The organism is Sinorhizobium sp. NG07B (assembly GCF_002532005.1).
GTDB lineage: Bacteria > Pseudomonadota > Alphaproteobacteria > Rhizobiales > Rhizobiaceae > Sinorhizobium > Sinorhizobium fredii_C.
In genome coordinates, this window is sequence record NZ_NWTD01000001.1 from 1765131 (window position 1) to 1779835 (window position 14705).

The following is a 14705-nucleotide window of genomic DNA, read 5'->3' on the forward strand; positions in this document are numbered from 1 at the left end:
CTGACGTTACGCCCTTTTCTGCTGGGTGATTGTCCGCGGCGGGGCGTTGGCGAGCGGCTTGTGATCCGGCGTGACCAGGCCGCCGGAAATCAACAGCTTGGCCGCATCCTCGGCGCTCATCTGCAGCGGCACGATCTTGTCGCGAGGCACGAACAACAGGAAGCCGGCGGTCGGCAGCGGCGTCGGCGGCAGGAAAACGGCCACCATATCCATGCCGCGCTCGTCAAACTTGGAAGCGATCTCGCCCTTCACGTCGGTCGCGATGAACACCAGCGACCAAAGCCCGGGGCTTGGATATTCGATCAGCCCGGCCTTCTTGAAGGAGGAGGATTGGTCCTGCAGCACCGTCTGGAAAATCTGCTTCAGCGACTTGTAGATCGTCCGGACGAGCGGCGTGCGATTGAGCAGCGACTCGCCGAAATGGATGATCGAACGCCCTATGATGTTCGCCGTCAGGAAACCGACGAGGGTGATGACGACCATCGCGACGAGCAGGCCGAAGCCGGGGATGGCCACCGGAGAATAGGTGTCCGGATTGTAGAAGCTCGGCAAATAGGGTTTCACCCAGCTGTCCGCCCATTCGATGAACGAGCGCACTAGCCAAACGGTGATGGCCACGGGCGCGCAGATGATAAGGCCCGTGAGAAAATAGTTGCGCAGCCGAGCTGCGATGATGCCGCTTTTGGAACCGTCCGTCATGCCGTTGCCATCGATCTCGTCAAACCGACCCGAAGGCCGGATGATAACTGACCGTGCCGGAAACGTGTGTTTCCGCCAAGGGTAGAACCATGAAATATTGCGGCGCACAACCGGGAAAGACAAGAGCCGGATCGTTGCGGAACCCGAACCTGCCATAAAAAGCCGGATTGCCCGCCAAGACACAGCCGGATGCGCCCAAAGTCCGCATTCTATCAAGCGCTTGCCGGACGAGCGCACTGCCCGTGCCGCGACCCTGCCGGTCCGGCCGCACGGACAGGGGACCGAGTCCATACCAATCCGCCGCAAAGGGCATGATCGTCACCGGCGAGAAAGCGATGTGGCCAATCACCTCACGATCGTCCTCGGCGACCAGCGACAGCGTCAGGGCACCCTCGGCGCGGAGACGTTCGATGATCCGCGCCTCGGTCTGATCGCTATAGGGCTGACCGGCAAAGGCAGCCTCCGTCACGCGCCGGATCGACTCGATGTCCCCTTGCGTCTCCGGCCGGATGATCATTCGACGGTGACCGATTTTGCGAGATTACGCGGCTGGTCGACGTCGGTGCCCATGAAGACCGCCGTGTGGTAGGCGAGCAGTTGGACGGGTAGCGAGAAGATCATCGGCGCGATGATCTCGTCGACATTCGGAAGCACGATCGTATGCATCGTGTCGAGCTTCGAAGCGGCAGCACCCCGCTCGTCGGTGATCAGGATGATCCGTCCGCCGCGCGCGGCCACTTCCTGCATGTTGGAGACGGTCTTGTCGAAGAAGCGGTCATGCGGCGCAATCACGATCACCGGCATGTTCTCGTCGATCAGCGCGATCGGTCCGTGTTTCAGTTCGCCGGCGGCATAGCCTTCCGCGTGAATGTAGGAGATCTCCTTGAGCTTCAGGGCGCCTTCCATGGCAAGGGGGAAGCTCGTGCCGCGGCCGAGATAGAGCACGTCGCGACACTTCGACAATTCGCGGGACAGAAATTCGATCTTCGGCTGGATGCTGTTGAGCACCTGGCCCATGAGGCGCGGCATCTCGGCCAGGCTTCGCACCAGCGCTTGCTCCTCCAGTTCGCCGACAGTGCCGCGCGCTCGACCCGCAGCAACCGCGAGCGATGCCAGGACCGCAAGCTGGCAGGTGAAGGCCTTGGTCGACGCCACGCCGATCTCCGGCCCGGCGAGGATCGGGAAGACGGCGTCGGACTCGCGCGCGATCGTCGATTCGCGCGTGTTGACGACCGCGCCGATCTTCAGGCCGTGTTCCTTGCAGTAGCGCAGCGAGGCAAGCGTGTCGGCAGTCTCGCCCGATTGCGAGATGAAGAGAGCGGCAGACTCTGGCGAAAGCGGAATTTCGCGGTAGCGGAATTCCGAAGCGACATCGATTTCGACCGGCAGGCGCGCATAGCGCTCGAACCAATATTTGCCGATCAGCCCGGCCAGATAGGCAGTGCCGCAGGCGGAGATCGCCAGGCTCGGCACCTTGGCGAAGTCGATCGCCTCCGAAACCGGCAGCACCCGATGGTCGATGAAGTTGACATAGTGGCTGAGCGCGTGGGAGATGACCTCCGGCTGCTCGTAGATTTCCTTCTCCATGAAATGGCGATGGTTGCCCTTGTCGACCATATAGGCGGCCGCCGAGGATACCTGGCGCGGGCGGGTGACGGGGTTGCCATCCATGTCGAAGATATGGACGCCGGTCTTGCCGATCACCGCCCAGTCGCCGTCGATCAGATAGGTGATTTCGTTGGTGAAGGGCGCTAGCGCGATGGCATCGGAGCCCAGGAACATCTCGCCGTTGCCATGGCCGATCGCCAGCGGCGGGCCGTTGCGGGCCGCCATGATCGTCGAGGGATCGTCCTGGAAAAGAACGGCAAGGGCATAGGCGCCCTTCACCCGTTTCAGCATCGCATGCATCGCCTCGCGCCGCCCAAGGCCGTCGCGGCAAAATCTTGCCAGCAGCTGCGCGACGACTTCGGTGTCGGTCTCGGTCTGGAACTCGGCACCCGCCTCGGACAGCTCGTCCTTCAGTTCGGCAAAATTCTCGATGATGCCGTTGTGCACGACAGCGACGCCGTCGGTGAAATGCGGATGGGCATTGCGCTCGGTCGGCGCCCCGTGGGTCGCCCAGCGCGTGTGCGCGATCCCGATGCTGCCGGCGAGCGGCTCTTCTTTCAGTCTCGCCTCGAGATTGGCGAGCTTGCCCTCGGCGCGCCGGCGATCCAGCGCTCCACCCTCGATCGTCGCAACGCCGGCTGAATCGTATCCCCGGTATTCAAGGCGTTTCAACGCATCGACCAGCCGCTCCGAGACCGGCTGCTGCCCGACGATACCCACAATCCCGCACATATTGCTCTCCGCGTTTCGTCGCACGCCGGTCAGCGTGTCAGCTCAAATGCGGCGACCCCGTCGCCAATGTCGCAGCCTTGGTAGCGAAATTATCGCGGGAAACAATCCGCTGCGATTTCACTTTCAGTTTCAATGTTTAACGAGACTATTCGGCAGCCTTGACCTTCTTCCGGGCTGCCTTTTCCGCCTCGTAGCGCTCCCGCAACAGGGGAGCCCGATCCGGCTTGTTTTCCTGCCGAGCCCGGCCGAAAGCAACGGCATCGGCCGGGACGTTCTCCGTAATCACGCTGCCGGAGGCGACAAGGGCGCCGTCGCCGATCGCCACCGGAGCGACGAGCGACGAGTTGGAGCCGATGAAGGTATTCTCTCCGATGCGCGTGAGGTGCTTGTTCACGCCATCATAGTTGCACGTGATGGTGCCAGCGCCGATATTCGATCCGGCGCCGACGACGGCATCGCCGATGTAGGTGAGGTGGTTCACCTTGGCGCCGGCGCCGATCTCCGCCTTCTTCACCTCGCAGAAGTTGCCGACTTTGGATTTGGGACCGAGATCGGCGCCAGGACGGAGACGGGCGAAGGGACCGACCGTCGCACCTGCGCGGACATGCGCACCTTCGACATGCGAGAAAGCGTGGATGACAGCGCCGCTATCGACCCGCACCCCGGGGCCGAAAACCACATTTGGCTCCACCAGGACGTCCTGGGCCAGTTCGGTGTCCCAAGCGAGGAACACGGTCTCCGGGGCGATCATTGAAACCCCGGCAAGCATCAGCTCGTGGCGGCGGCGTTGCTGCCAAAGGCGTTCGATATAGGCGAGTTCGGCCCGCGTATTGCACCCGGTGAGCTCCTCCTCCGGCGCCTCGACGGCAATCGCCCGGCCGCCGATGGAACGGACGATCTCGACAAGGTCGGTCAGGTAGTATTCGCCCTTGACATTGGCATTGCCGATGCGTGCAAGCAGGTCGAGCGCCTCACCGCCGCTGATCGCCATCAGGCCGCCATTGCAATAGGTGATGCGCCGTTCCTCTTCGGTGGCGTCCTTGTGCTCCCGGATCGCCAGCAGTTCCCCATTCTCGACGATCAGGCGGCCATAGCCGGTCGGATCGGCGGTTTCGAAGCCGATGACGACCACATCATTGCCTTGCGCCAAGCGTTCGCGCGCTGCCTTGAGCGGTGCGGCGGTGATGAGCGGCGTATCGCCGAAGACGACCAGGACGTCGTCATAGCCCTTCTCGATCGCCTCACGCGCCGCAAGAACGGCGTGCGCCGTACCGAGCCGTTCCTTCTGCAGGAAGGAGGAAACCTGGACCGCACGGGTGCTTGCGGCAGCCGAAACGGCTTCCGCGTCGCGGCCGACGACCAGGGCAACGTCGGAAATGGAAGCGCTTGCCAGAGCGTCGACCACATGGGCGATCATCGGCCGGCCGGCCACCGGATGCAGCACCTTCGACATGGCGGATTTCATCCGCGTGCTTTCCCCCGCCGCCAGGATGATCGCCAGGCAAGTGCGTTCCATTCTCTGATCTCCTTCGTATGCTTCGGGTATTCCGCGGCCTGCCCGTCGCCCGATTCTACGCGTGCTGTCAGCAAAATATTGCGAAATGCATATATCGCACAATCACATCGCGTTAACCCCGGTCAAGGGGCGATGCTTCTCCGTCTCGGGAAAACTCCTCGGCGCAGTCCGCTTTGCGCCGGGCGGCGACATCATGCCTGCGGCCGCAGCCGGCTTTCCGTCAATAGCCCGCTCTCTTCGACGATCGGGTAGGCGACGGAGGCGATGTGCGCATTGACGCGCTTCAGGTCCCGCAGCATGTCGAGATGCAGCGAGCTCGTCTGCAGGCTTTCGAGCAGGCCGTCACGCAGGCGCTCCAGATGCCGTTCGGCCGAGCGTTTTTCCATATGGCGGACATCGACCTTGACCTCGATAAGGTGACGGGCGAGGTCCGCATTGCGCGAGACGAAGATCGTCTGGGCGATCCGCAAGTTGTCGAGCGTCAGGTCGAACAGGTTCTTCAGTTCCTGATAGCCGTCGTCGGAAAATTTCAGACCGTTGATGACCTTCTTGCGGATCTGCTCGCAAAGGCCCTTCTCGATGATGTCGCCCATGTGCTCGAGGTTGATCGCATAGTCGATGATCACGATCGAGCGACGCCCGTCTTCTTCATTGAGCCCGTGGCGGCCCAGCCGCGACAGGAAGATCTTCACCTCCTGCTGCAGCAGATCGACCTGCTTCTCCATCTTTCCGATATCGCCGAGTTCGCCGAGGTCGTTCTTGTTGAACGCGGCCGATGCGCGCAGCAGCATGCCCTCGATCACGTCTCCGACCCTGAGCACCTCCCGCGTCGCGCCTGAGAGGGCCATCACAGGCGTATCGAGCGCCGCGTCGTCAAGATAGCGTGGGCCCGTCTCGCTCACCTCTTCGTCCGGGACCAGACGGCTCATCATCCGCGACAGCAAGCCTGCGAAGGGCCAGGCGATCAGCGCGACGACCAGGTTGAAAAGCAGGTGGACATCGACCGGCAGGTTCTGTCGCGGCAAAGGCAGGCCCTGCAGAATGTCGGCGTTGAGACCAGCCAGCGGGAGTGCGATCAGACAGCCGATTCCGCGGACGATCAGGTTGCCGATCGTGACCCGGCGGGCACCGGGCGCGGAGCCAAGCGTCGCGATCACCGGTGGGATTGCGCCACCCAGATTGGCGCCGAGCACCAGCGCCACGGTCAGCCCCGGTGAAAGCACCCCTGCGGAGGACAGCGACAGGACCAGCATGACCATGGCGAGGCTCGAAGACGAGGCGAAGGCGAGCCCCGCCGAAATGAGCAGGGCGACCGGCCAGGCATTGTCCAGCATACCCAGAAAGGCCGCCAAGGCATGTGACTCCCGCATCGGCTCAGTGGCCGTGCCGAGCAGTTCAAGCGACAGAAGCATCAGGCCGATACTGACCAGCGCAAAGCCTGCACCCTGGCGTGCGCTCGATCGGCTCATCCGGTGCATGATGACACCGGCGAGAATGAACAAGGGGGCCAGCCAGCCGATGCCGATCGCAACGATCCAGGCCGTCATCGCCGTGCCGATATTGGCGCCGAGCAGCACGATCTGCGCCATCCGCGACCGCACGAGGCCCTTCTCCACGAAGGATGCCGTCATCAGGGCCGTGGCCGTGGAGCTTTGCAAGGCGAGCGTGGCGATCAGGCCCGTCATGAATGCGCGTAACGAGCCATTCGTTCCCCGAGCCAGGCCGGCGCGCAGACGTGATCCGAAGGCGCGTGTCACACCCTCCTTCACCAGTGAAAGACCGAACAGGAGCAGTGCGACGGCACCGAAGAGATTGACCATTACGATGGTGGATTGCATGGCATGGAAATTCCGCAACGGCCGTCGGGCTTCAAGTTTCCAACAATATCGAAGACACGATTCCCTCTCGTTGACCATAGAGAGACCAGCCTGAAACCGACAATTTTGCATACTGATTTCAATTGCCGGCTAACGAATCCGACATGGGCTTTTCCGTTCGCGGCAATCCCAAATTTGTCTAGACGGCGATGCCCCTGCGAAGGTGCCAATTAGGGTCCCTGAATCTCCGGAGCAACGGGTCTGTCGGTCCACTCGCCAAAGCATCGCGATTTACGACGGATCGGCCTTCAATTCCCATTTGGATTGTTCTAAGGAACGAAATCATTCGGCGTAACGCCGCTGCACTGAACGAGGTTTCTGCCCCCCATGCTCGACTCCCTGAGAAACGCCGCCCAGACGCGGATCGTCAAAGGCCTCCTGGCCATTCTCATCCTCTCATTCATGGTGTGGGGCGGACAGACCTTGATGGTTACCGGCACGCCCGATGCGGTGGTAACGGTCGGAGACGTGAAGGTCACCGCCAGCGACTATCGGCTTGCCTATGAGCGTCAGTTGAGCCTGCTTTCGCGGCAGCTTGGAACGCCTCTCACACGCCAGCAGGCCCGCGCATTCGGCGTTGAGGCGCAAGTCTACTCGCAGCTCGTCGCGGGCGCCGCTCTCGACCAGCTCGCCGAAGACATGAATCTCGGCCTCTCCGAAGACCGGCTCGCGAGACTCATCGGCGAGGACCCCGCCTTTCATGGGGCGAACGGCCAATTCGACCGACTGACCTTCTCGAGCGTGCTACGCAACGCCGGCCTGACGGAGCAGGACTACATCAAGAATCGCAGCCAGGTGGCGGTCCGCTCGCAGATCGTCGATGCGCTCTCGGACGGGTTCGCGGCCCCCGCGGTCTTGGTCGACGCCGTCGGCAAATACAGGCATGAAACCCGCACGATCGACTATCTGCTGCTCTCGAACGCGAATATCGATCCGGTCAAGGCGCCGGGCGACGATGTGCTCGCTCCCTGGTTCGAGAGCCACAAGGCGAACTATCGCGCGCCAGAATATCGGAAGTTCAGCTACATCAAACTCGAGCCGGAGGATCTGGTCGCCGCCGACGCGGTCACCGAGGAAGAGGTGCGCGCCGACTACGAAAAGCGCAAGGAAAGCTTCCGCACACCGGCGACGCGAACGATCGAGCAGCTCGCCTTCCCGTCCCGCGAAGCCGCCGTGGCCGGTGCCGCCAAGCTCGCCGCCGGCACCTCCTTCGACGATCTCGTCAAGGCCGAAGGCAAGAGTGCGGCGGACGTCCTCCTCGGGGACTTCACCAAGGAGCAGATGCCCGACCAGAAAGTCGCCGAAGCAGCCTTCGCTGTCGCGGCGGACGGCGGCGTGACACCGGTCGTTGAAGGCGCTTTCGGCCCCGTCATCCTGCGGATTACCAATATTCGCCAGGAAGCCGTGCGCAGCTTCGATGAGGTCAAGGAGGAGTTGCGCAAGGAGATCGCTCTTTCGGTGGCACGCGATCAGCTTGTCGGACTGCACGACAAGGTCGAGGACGAAAGGGCCGCCGGTGCGACCGTCAAGGAAGTCGCCGACGGGCTGAAGCTCAAGCTCGCGACCGTCGACGCAATCGATGCCACCGGCAAGGACCAGAATGGCGACGACGTGACGGGGCTGCCGGAGCAACGCACGCTTCTCCAGGACGTGTTCAAGGCCGAAGTCGGCCTCGAGACGCTGGCCGTCCATATCGGCCGCGACGGCTATGCCTGGTTCGACCTCGAAGAGGTGATCCCTGCCCGCGACCGCACCCTCGACGAGGTTCGCGACGAGGTGGCTGCCGACTGGACGGCCGAGCAGCAGCGGGTGGCGCTGGCCGCCAAGGCGACCGAATTGAAGGATCGGGTCAAGAAGGGCGCGAAGCTCGCGGACATTGCGAGCGAACTCGGCCTCGTTGTCGAGACGAAGACCGGTTTGAGCCGCACCACACAGGACGCCGCCCTGAGCCAGGCCGCCATTGCGGCGGCCTTTGCCGGGCCGAACGGACATGTCGCCAATGCAGCCGGCATGGGCGGCGAAGGCCAGATCCTCATGCAAGTGATGGCCGTCGACGACAGTGCTCCCGCCAACGCGCTCGACAATGACAGCCGCCAGATCGAAGCGATGGCCCGTGCCAGCGGCGACGACATACTCGATCAGATGGTCGCAACGCTGCAGTCGGTCTATGGCGTATCGATCAACCAGGCGCTTGCCGAGCAGGCATTGGCCCAGCGCTGACGGACGAGGAATCGAAGCATGACTGATTTGAAGCCGTTCGTCGCAAAAGTCGCAGCGCGCGAGGCCCTCAGCCGCGAAGACGCCCGCGCGGCCTTCGAGATCATCATGTCCGGAGCCGCCACACCGTCGCAGATCGGCGGTTTCCTCATGGCGCTGCGCGTGCGCGGCGAGACCGTCGACGAGATCGTCGGCGCCGTCGGCGCGATGCGGGCGCGCATGCTCCCGGTCGAGGCGCCCGAGGACGCGATCGACATCGTCGGAACGGGAGGCGACGGTGCCGGGACCTACAACATATCGACACTGGCGTCGCTGATCGTCGCCGGTGCCGGCGTGCCGGTCGCCAAGCACGGCAATCGGGCCTTGAGTTCGAAATCCGGAACAGCCGACGCGCTCTCCTGCCTCGGCGTCAAGCTCGACATCGGCCCGGAAGCGATTGCCCGCTGCATTCGCGAAGCGGGCGTCGGCTTCATGTTCGCCCAGCAGCACCATTCGGCGATGCGCCATGTGGGACCGACCCGCGTCGAGCTCGGCACGAGAACGATCTTCAATCTTTTAGGCCCGCTCTCCAACCCGGCCGGCGTCAAACGGCAGCTCGTCGGCGTCTATGCGCCGCAGTGGGTCGATCCGCTCGCGGAAGTCCTGCGCGATCTCGGCTCCGAGAGCATCTGGGTCGTACACGGCGAGGGACTGGACGAGATCACCACGACGGGCGTGACCAAGGTTGCCGAGCTGAAGGACGGAAAGATCCGCAGTTTCGAGTTGACGCCGGCAGACTTCGGTCTGGCGGGCACCACGCTCGATGCCTTGAAGGGAGGCGACGGAGCGCATAACGCGGCCGCATTGCAGGCGGTGCTCGATGGCGAGGAGAATGCCTACCGGGACATTTCCCTTGCGAACGCCGCCGCTTCGTTGATGATAGCCGGACGCGCCAAGGATCTCGCCGAAGGCATGGAGGTGGCGCGCCAAGCGCTTTCGAGCGGCGCTGCCAAGACCGCCCTGCAGCGGCTGATCACCGTCTCCAACGCCGTCTAAGGAGAAGACATGACGGACATTCTGCGCAAGATCGAGGCTTACAAGCGCGAGGAGATCGCTGCCGCGAAATCGCGAGTTCCACTCGACGAGCTGAGGGCGCGGATCGCCGACCAGTCGCCGCCGCGCGGCTTTCACGCCGCGCTTGCGGCGCGCCGGCAGAAGGGCGAGTTCGGATTGATCGCCGAGATCAAGAAGGCCAGTCCATCGAAGGGACTGATTCGCCCGAACTTCGATCCGCCGGCGCTGGCGAAAGCCTATGCGGCGGGCGGTGCTGCCTGCCTCTCGGTCCTGACGGATACGCCGAGCTTTCAGGGCGCCCCGGAATTTCTGGAGGCGGCGCGGGCCGCCTGTTCGCTGCCGGCGCTGCGCAAGGACTTCATGTTCGACACCTACCAGGTCTTCGAGGCGCGCGCCTGGGGGGCGGACTGTATCCTATTGATCATGGCATCGCTCACCGACGAGGATGCGCATCGTCTCGAGGACGCCGCAGCGGCGCTCGGGATGGACGTGCTCGTCGAAGTGCATGATGCGGAGGAAATGGAACGAGCGCTGCGTCTCTCGTCTCCCCTTATCGGGATCAACAATCGCAACTTGAGGACCTTCGAGGTCGATCTCGCCGTTTCGGAACAGCTCGCACCGATGGTGCCGGCCGATAGGCTGCTGGTCGGCGAAAGCGGCATCTTCACCCACGAGGACTGCAGGCGCCTCGAAAAGTGCGGTATCACCACCTTCCTCGTCGGGGAAAGCCTGATGCGGAAGGACGACGTGGGGGCGGCAACGCGCGCGCTGTTGACCGGTTCCCGAAGCGCTCTGGCAGCCGAGTGATGAGCGGCCCGCGCCTCACCCATATCGACAGCGCCGGCGAAGCCCATATGGTCGATGTCGGCGACAAGGCGGAGACCGTGCGTCTTGCCGTCGCCGAAGGCTTCGTCCGGATGCACCCGGAGACGCTAGCGCTGATCCTCGAAGGCAACGCGAAGAAGGGAGACGTCATCGGCACGGCCCGGCTCGCCGGCATCATGGCCGCCAAGCAGACGTCAAACCTCATTCCGCTCTGCCACCCGCTGATGCTGACGAAGGTTTCGGTCGATATCCTCCCCGACGACGCCCTCCCCGGCTTGCGCGTCGAGGCGATGGCGAAGCTCAAGGGGCGGACGGGCGTCGAGATGGAGGCGCTGACCGCGGTCGGCATTGCCTGCCTGACGATCTACGACATGGCAAAGGCTGCGGACCGCGAGATGGAGATCGGCGGCATTCGCCTCGTCAGCAAATCGGGCGGGCGATCCGGCGACTATCGCCGGGATGGAGACCCGGGCTGATGTCGCTGCTCCCGGTCGAAGAGGCGCTCAGAAGGGTCCTCGCCCAGGCCCAACCCCGGCCGGAGACCGAGCGGCTTGCACTGCATGATTGCCTCGGCCGCGTGCTTGCCGAGGACACGAACGCGCTGCTCACCCACCCTCCCTTCGACAATTCCGCCATGGATGGCTACGCCGTCCGCCATGAGGATATCGGCGCTGTCGGCGCCGAACTATCGGTCATAGGGCAATCGGCGGCAGGACGTGGATTTCAGGGCCGGGTTGGACCGGGCGAGGCAGTGCGCATTTTTACCGGCGCGCCGCTCGCGGCCGGTGCCGATACAGTCATCCTGCAGGAAGACACCGAGCGCCTCGAGGGCAATCGCATCCGCACCCTGTTCGCGCCGGCGAAGGGCCGGCATATCCGTCTGGCAGGCCAGGACTTCGAGCAGGGCGAAATCACACTTTCTGCCGGAAGCGTGCTCGACGCCGGCCGGTTGACGCTTGCGGCGAGCATGAATCACCCGAGCCTGCCGGTCTTCCTGCGCCCGAAGGTCGCAATTCTTTCCACTGGCGACGAATTGCTGCCGCCCGGCAGTTCGCCAGGCGCAGACCAGATCATCGCCTCGAACAGCTTTGGCGTCGCGGCGATCGCTCGCGAAAATGGCGCGGATATACTGGATCTCGGCATCGCCCGCGACGACCGGCAGGCGATTGCCGCTGCCGTCGCGCAAGCGCAGGCGGCGCGAGCCGACGTACTCGTCACGCTCGGCGGAGCCTCGGTTGGAGACCATGATCTCGTCCAATCGACGCTCCTAGCCTGTGGCATGACGCTCGATTTCTGGCGCATCGCCATGCGGCCGGGAAAGCCGCTGATGGTCGGAGACCTCGCCGGCATGCCGGTGCTCGGCTTGCCCGGCAATCCGGTCTCGAGCCTCGTCTGCGCCTTGCTCTTCCTGGAACCGTTGACGCGCAAGCTCGCACATCTTCCCGACCGCTCACGACTGGTATCGGCGAAGCTCGGCGCACCGCTGCCCGCCAACGACCGCCGCCAGGACTATGTTCGCGCGCGCCTCTCCAGCGAGCCGGACGGCTCGCTCATGGCGCACCCCTTCCAACGCCAGGACTCGTCGATGACCAAGGTCTTCGCACAGTCGGACGGCCTCATCGTTCGCCCGCCGCAAACACCGGCCGCGGGAGCGGGTTACCCCTGCACCGTTCTTAAGCTCCGGGATCCCGCCTAAGCCCTTGCCGGACGTTTGGGCGTATAATCTCAGGCCGGGTGCTCCTCGGCGCGGCGGCTGACGAGGATCTTGTCGATGCGGCGGCCATCCATGTCGAGCACTTCGAAGCGGTAGCCGTGCGCCTCGGCGCAGTCGCCCTCCTCCGGCGTCTTGCGCAACTGCTGCACCAGAAAACCGGCAATGGTTTCGAAATCGCCGTCGCTGTCTATCCCCTCAATGCCGATCTGCAGGTGGATCTCGTCGATCGGCGTTCGGCCGTCGACAAGGTAGCTGCCGTCCTCGCGGGCTCGGATATGGGCGTGCTCGATATCGTCGTAGTTGGACGGGATGACGCCGACGATCGCCTCCAGGATATCGGCAGTCGTGATGATGCCTTCGGTGCTGCCGTACTCGTCGACGATCATCGCCATGTTGACGCTGGAGGCCTTGAAAGCTTCGAGGGCCTTCAGGCAGGAAGCCGTCTCCGGAAGGGTCAGGATCTCTCGGACATAATTGCGGATATCGAAGGGTGCCGCGACCGTGGCGTTCAGTATCTCCTTGGCCAGCACCGCTCCGATCACGTCGCCCGCCGGACCATCGATGACTGGATAACGGGAATGGCCGAACTGCCGAATCTTGCGGCCGATCGTCTCCATGCTGTCATTGACGTCGATGAAGCTGACCTCGGTGCGGTGCGTCATGATCGATTTGACGTTCCTATCGCCGAGACGGATAATGCGCCGTAGCATTTCGTGTTCGCTTTTCTCGATCGCGCCGCTCTCCACGCCTTCCGCCATGATCGCATGCACTTCCTCTTCGGTGACGTGATCTGGGTCCTCCGCCTTCATGCCCATCAGCCGCATCGCCAGGCGAGCGGCGGTCTCAAAAAGATACACGACCGGCGCGGCTATCCGCGACAGCAGGGTCATCGGCCGCGCGACGAAAATCGCCAGGCCTTCAGAATTCCTGAGCGCGAGCTGCTTCGGAATCAGTTCTCCGATCACCACCGACAGAAAGGTGATGAGCGTGACGACGAGGGCGACGGCAACGGTGTTGCCATAGGGGTGGATCCAGGCGATCTGGTCCAGGGTCGGTGCGAGCTTCGCTGCGATAGTCGCGCCGCCATAGGCGCCGGCCAGGATGCCGACGAGGGTTATGCCGACCTGAACGGTGGACAGGAATTTTCCAGGCTCCTCGGCAAGCCTCAGGGCGGCTTCCGCGCCATGGTTTCCCTGCTTCACCATCTGACGCAGCAAGGGTTTGCTTGCCGAAACGATTGCCATTTCCGAGAGCGCGAAGAAGGCGTTGATCAAAAGCAGAAGAAAAATGACAAAAAGCTCGGACATAGGCTCCGTTCACCGCTCTACTGCATCTCTCCTTAAATCGACCTCGATTTAAGGAGAGATGCAGCAATTCAAAGTGCTACAGCGACCTTTACGCGTCTGATAAGACGCGTGGCGCTGTAGGTAGGTCGCCAGATGAGACGACTGCCGTCTCAGATAGGCCAGGCCGACTGTGCGGGCAAGGCCAGTCCGGCGATCTGTATCGTCTGAGCACATAGCGACGGTTGCAGAGGCGCCGGGCTGTCTCAGATTTTGGCGCTCTGGTCCGGATTGAAGGCCTTCTGGATTCGATTGCGACCATATGTGATGACGTATTCCATCGCCTGCCGCGCCTTGAGCTCGTCCCTTCTGCCGATCTCCTCGACGATGCGGATGTGGTTGCGGGCTACCTCGTCTATGCCGCCCTTCTCGTCCGTCGGGGAACTCAACTTGAAGACGCCGACGAGAGCCGCCTCGATCAGGCCGCCGACCGTTCTGAGGAACGGATTGCCGGACGCTTCGAGGACTGCGAGGTGGAATTTCAGGTCGGCGACAGCGAGGGTTTCTGCCGTGTGACTGGCATCCCCCATGGCGACTGCCAGCCGCATCATCGTGGCGATTTCGGCGTCGCTCGCGTTGCGCGCAGCCAGGGCGGCGGCGTGCGTCTCGAAGGCGAGGCGAACCTCGCTCAGGTGATAGAGGAAATCCTCGTCCACCCCACAGGCAAAATGCCAGGTGAGGATATCCGCATCGAACAGATTCCAGTCTTTCCTGGGTGTCACGCGCGTCCCAATGCGGGCACGCGGAACGACCATCCCCTTCGCCGCAAGCGTCTTCATCGCCTCGCGCAAGACAGTGCGCGACACACGGAAGCGGAGGGCCAGTTCAGGATCGCCGGGCAGAATGCTGCCGACCGGAAACTCCCCCGAAACGATCGCCTTGCCGAGTTGATCCACGACCTGTGCATGGCTCGTTCGTTTCGGCGTCTTGGATATCACCGTATCAAGCAGGCTCTTCAACCCCGTCCCCTCCAGAGTGCCCTCCTGCTGCGGGCAGGCGCCATTCTTTTCATGTCGTCGCCGCTTCTCCTTCCGAGAGGAGAAGCTTTGTATAACAGTAGATCGAATATACGATTCCCGAAAGTGCGACGAAGAAACTGCGGGCGGCCGCCGGCGCGATCC

At 63.2% G+C, this 14705-nt stretch carries 12 protein-coding genes; 5 read left to right on the forward strand and 7 right to left on the reverse strand.

Annotated features, from left to right (window positions below; all coding sequences use genetic code 11):
* Positions 1 to 6 precede the first annotated feature (6 nt).
* From CO664_RS08600 to CO664_RS08620, 5 genes are all read right to left on the reverse strand, one after another.
* A complete protein-coding gene (locus CO664_RS08600; RefSeq protein WP_037421823.1) occupies positions 7 to 699 on the reverse strand; it encodes a DUF502 domain-containing protein in 693 nt (230 codons plus the stop codon).
* Between the two features lie 19 nt (positions 700 to 718).
* On the reverse strand, positions 719 to 1216 hold the full coding sequence (locus CO664_RS08605) for an N-acetyltransferase (protein ID WP_097538428.1): 498 nt from the start codon (positions 1214 to 1216) through the stop codon (positions 719 to 721).
* Positions 1213 to 3039 carry a glutamine--fructose-6-phosphate transaminase (isomerizing) gene (glmS, locus tag CO664_RS08610; protein ID WP_097538429.1) on the reverse strand — a complete coding sequence of 609 codons (1827 nt, stop codon included), beginning with the start codon at positions 3037 to 3039 and terminating at the stop codon, positions 1213 to 1215. The genes CO664_RS08605 and glmS overlap by 4 nt, the downstream gene beginning before the upstream one ends.
* A 145-nt stretch (positions 3040 to 3184) precedes the next feature.
* Positions 3185 to 4555, reverse strand: coding sequence for a bifunctional UDP-N-acetylglucosamine diphosphorylase/glucosamine-1-phosphate N-acetyltransferase GlmU (gene glmU, locus CO664_RS08615; protein ID WP_097538430.1), 1371 nt, complete (start codon positions 4553 to 4555; stop codon positions 3185 to 3187).
* A 191-nt stretch (positions 4556 to 4746) separates the two neighbouring features.
* Positions 4747 to 6393: a Na/Pi cotransporter family protein gene (locus CO664_RS08620; protein ID WP_097538431.1), complete on the reverse strand. Its 1647-nt coding sequence runs from the start codon at positions 6391 to 6393 to the stop codon at positions 4747 to 4749.
* A 366-nt stretch (positions 6394 to 6759) separates the two neighbouring features.
* Between CO664_RS08620 and CO664_RS08630 the strand changes: the two genes are divergently transcribed.
* The 5 genes from CO664_RS08630 to glp are packed head-to-tail and all read left to right on the forward strand — an operon-like array spanning position 6760 to position 12223.
* Positions 6760 to 8652 (forward strand): peptidylprolyl isomerase, encoded by a 1893-nt coding sequence (locus CO664_RS08630; RefSeq protein ID WP_097538432.1) that lies wholly within the window; start codon positions 6760 to 6762, stop codon positions 8650 to 8652.
* An 18-nt stretch (positions 8653 to 8670) separates the two neighbouring features.
* Positions 8671 to 9684 carry an anthranilate phosphoribosyltransferase gene (gene trpD, locus CO664_RS08635; protein WP_097538433.1) on the forward strand — a complete coding sequence of 338 codons (1014 nt, stop codon included), beginning with the start codon at positions 8671 to 8673 and terminating at the stop codon, positions 9682 to 9684.
* A gap of 9 nt (positions 9685 to 9693) precedes the next feature.
* Positions 9694 to 10509, forward strand: a complete 816-nt coding sequence (gene trpC, locus CO664_RS08640) for an indole-3-glycerol phosphate synthase TrpC (protein ID WP_097538434.1) — start codon at positions 9694 to 9696, stop codon at positions 10507 to 10509.
* Positions 10509 to 11003, forward strand: coding sequence for a cyclic pyranopterin monophosphate synthase MoaC (gene moaC, locus CO664_RS08645; RefSeq protein ID WP_097538435.1), 495 nt, complete (start codon positions 10509 to 10511; stop codon positions 11001 to 11003). The genes trpC and moaC overlap by 1 nt, the downstream gene beginning before the upstream one ends.
* Complete coding sequence (glp, locus tag CO664_RS08650) at positions 11003 to 12223, forward strand: gephyrin-like molybdotransferase Glp (RefSeq protein ID WP_097538436.1); 1221 nt, start codon at positions 11003 to 11005, stop codon at positions 12221 to 12223. The genes moaC and glp overlap by 1 nt, the downstream gene beginning before the upstream one ends.
* Positions 12224 to 12252: 29 nt before the next feature.
* Here glp and CO664_RS08655 read toward each other — a convergent pair whose 3' ends face one another.
* Positions 12253 to 13548, reverse strand: coding sequence for a hemolysin family protein (locus tag CO664_RS08655; protein WP_097524763.1), 1296 nt, complete (start codon positions 13546 to 13548; stop codon positions 12253 to 12255).
* 242 nt (positions 13549 to 13790) lie between these two features.
* Positions 13791 to 14543 carry a FadR/GntR family transcriptional regulator gene (locus CO664_RS08660; protein WP_037421797.1) on the reverse strand — a complete coding sequence of 251 codons (753 nt, stop codon included), beginning with the start codon at positions 14541 to 14543 and terminating at the stop codon, positions 13791 to 13793.
* Between the last annotated feature and the right edge of the window lie 162 nt (positions 14544 to 14705).

What these genes read in the sequence shown, in the direction of transcription:
- CO664_RS08600 (WP_037421823.1), bottom strand. Translation starts at nt 699, where the DNA reads ATGACGGACGGTTCCAAAAGCGGCATCATCGCAGCTCGGCTGCGCAAC.
- CO664_RS08605 (WP_097538428.1), bottom strand. Translation starts at nt 1,216, where the DNA reads ATGATCATCCGGCCGGAGACGCAAGGGGACATCGAGTCGATCCGGCGC.
- glmS (WP_097538429.1), bottom strand. Translation starts at nt 3,039, where the DNA reads ATGTGCGGGATTGTGGGTATCGTCGGGCAGCAGCCGGTCTCGGAGCGG.
- glmU (WP_097538430.1), bottom strand. Translation starts at nt 4,555, where the DNA reads ATGGAACGCACTTGCCTGGCGATCATCCTGGCGGCGGGGGAAAGCACG.
- CO664_RS08620 (WP_097538431.1), bottom strand. Translation starts at nt 6,393, where the DNA reads ATGCAATCCACCATCGTAATGGTCAATCTCTTCGGTGCCGTCGCACTG.
- CO664_RS08630 (WP_097538432.1), top strand. Translation starts at nt 6,760, where the DNA reads ATGCTCGACTCCCTGAGAAACGCCGCCCAGACGCGGATCGTCAAAGGC.
- trpD (WP_097538433.1), top strand. Translation starts at nt 8,671, where the DNA reads ATGACTGATTTGAAGCCGTTCGTCGCAAAAGTCGCAGCGCGCGAGGCC.
- trpC (WP_097538434.1), top strand. Translation starts at nt 9,694, where the DNA reads ATGACGGACATTCTGCGCAAGATCGAGGCTTACAAGCGCGAGGAGATC.
- moaC (WP_097538435.1), top strand. Translation starts at nt 10,509, where the DNA reads ATGAGCGGCCCGCGCCTCACCCATATCGACAGCGCCGGCGAAGCCCAT.
- glp (WP_097538436.1), top strand. Translation starts at nt 11,003, where the DNA reads ATGTCGCTGCTCCCGGTCGAAGAGGCGCTCAGAAGGGTCCTCGCCCAG.
- CO664_RS08655 (WP_097524763.1), bottom strand. Translation starts at nt 13,548, where the DNA reads ATGTCCGAGCTTTTTGTCATTTTTCTTCTGCTTTTGATCAACGCCTTC.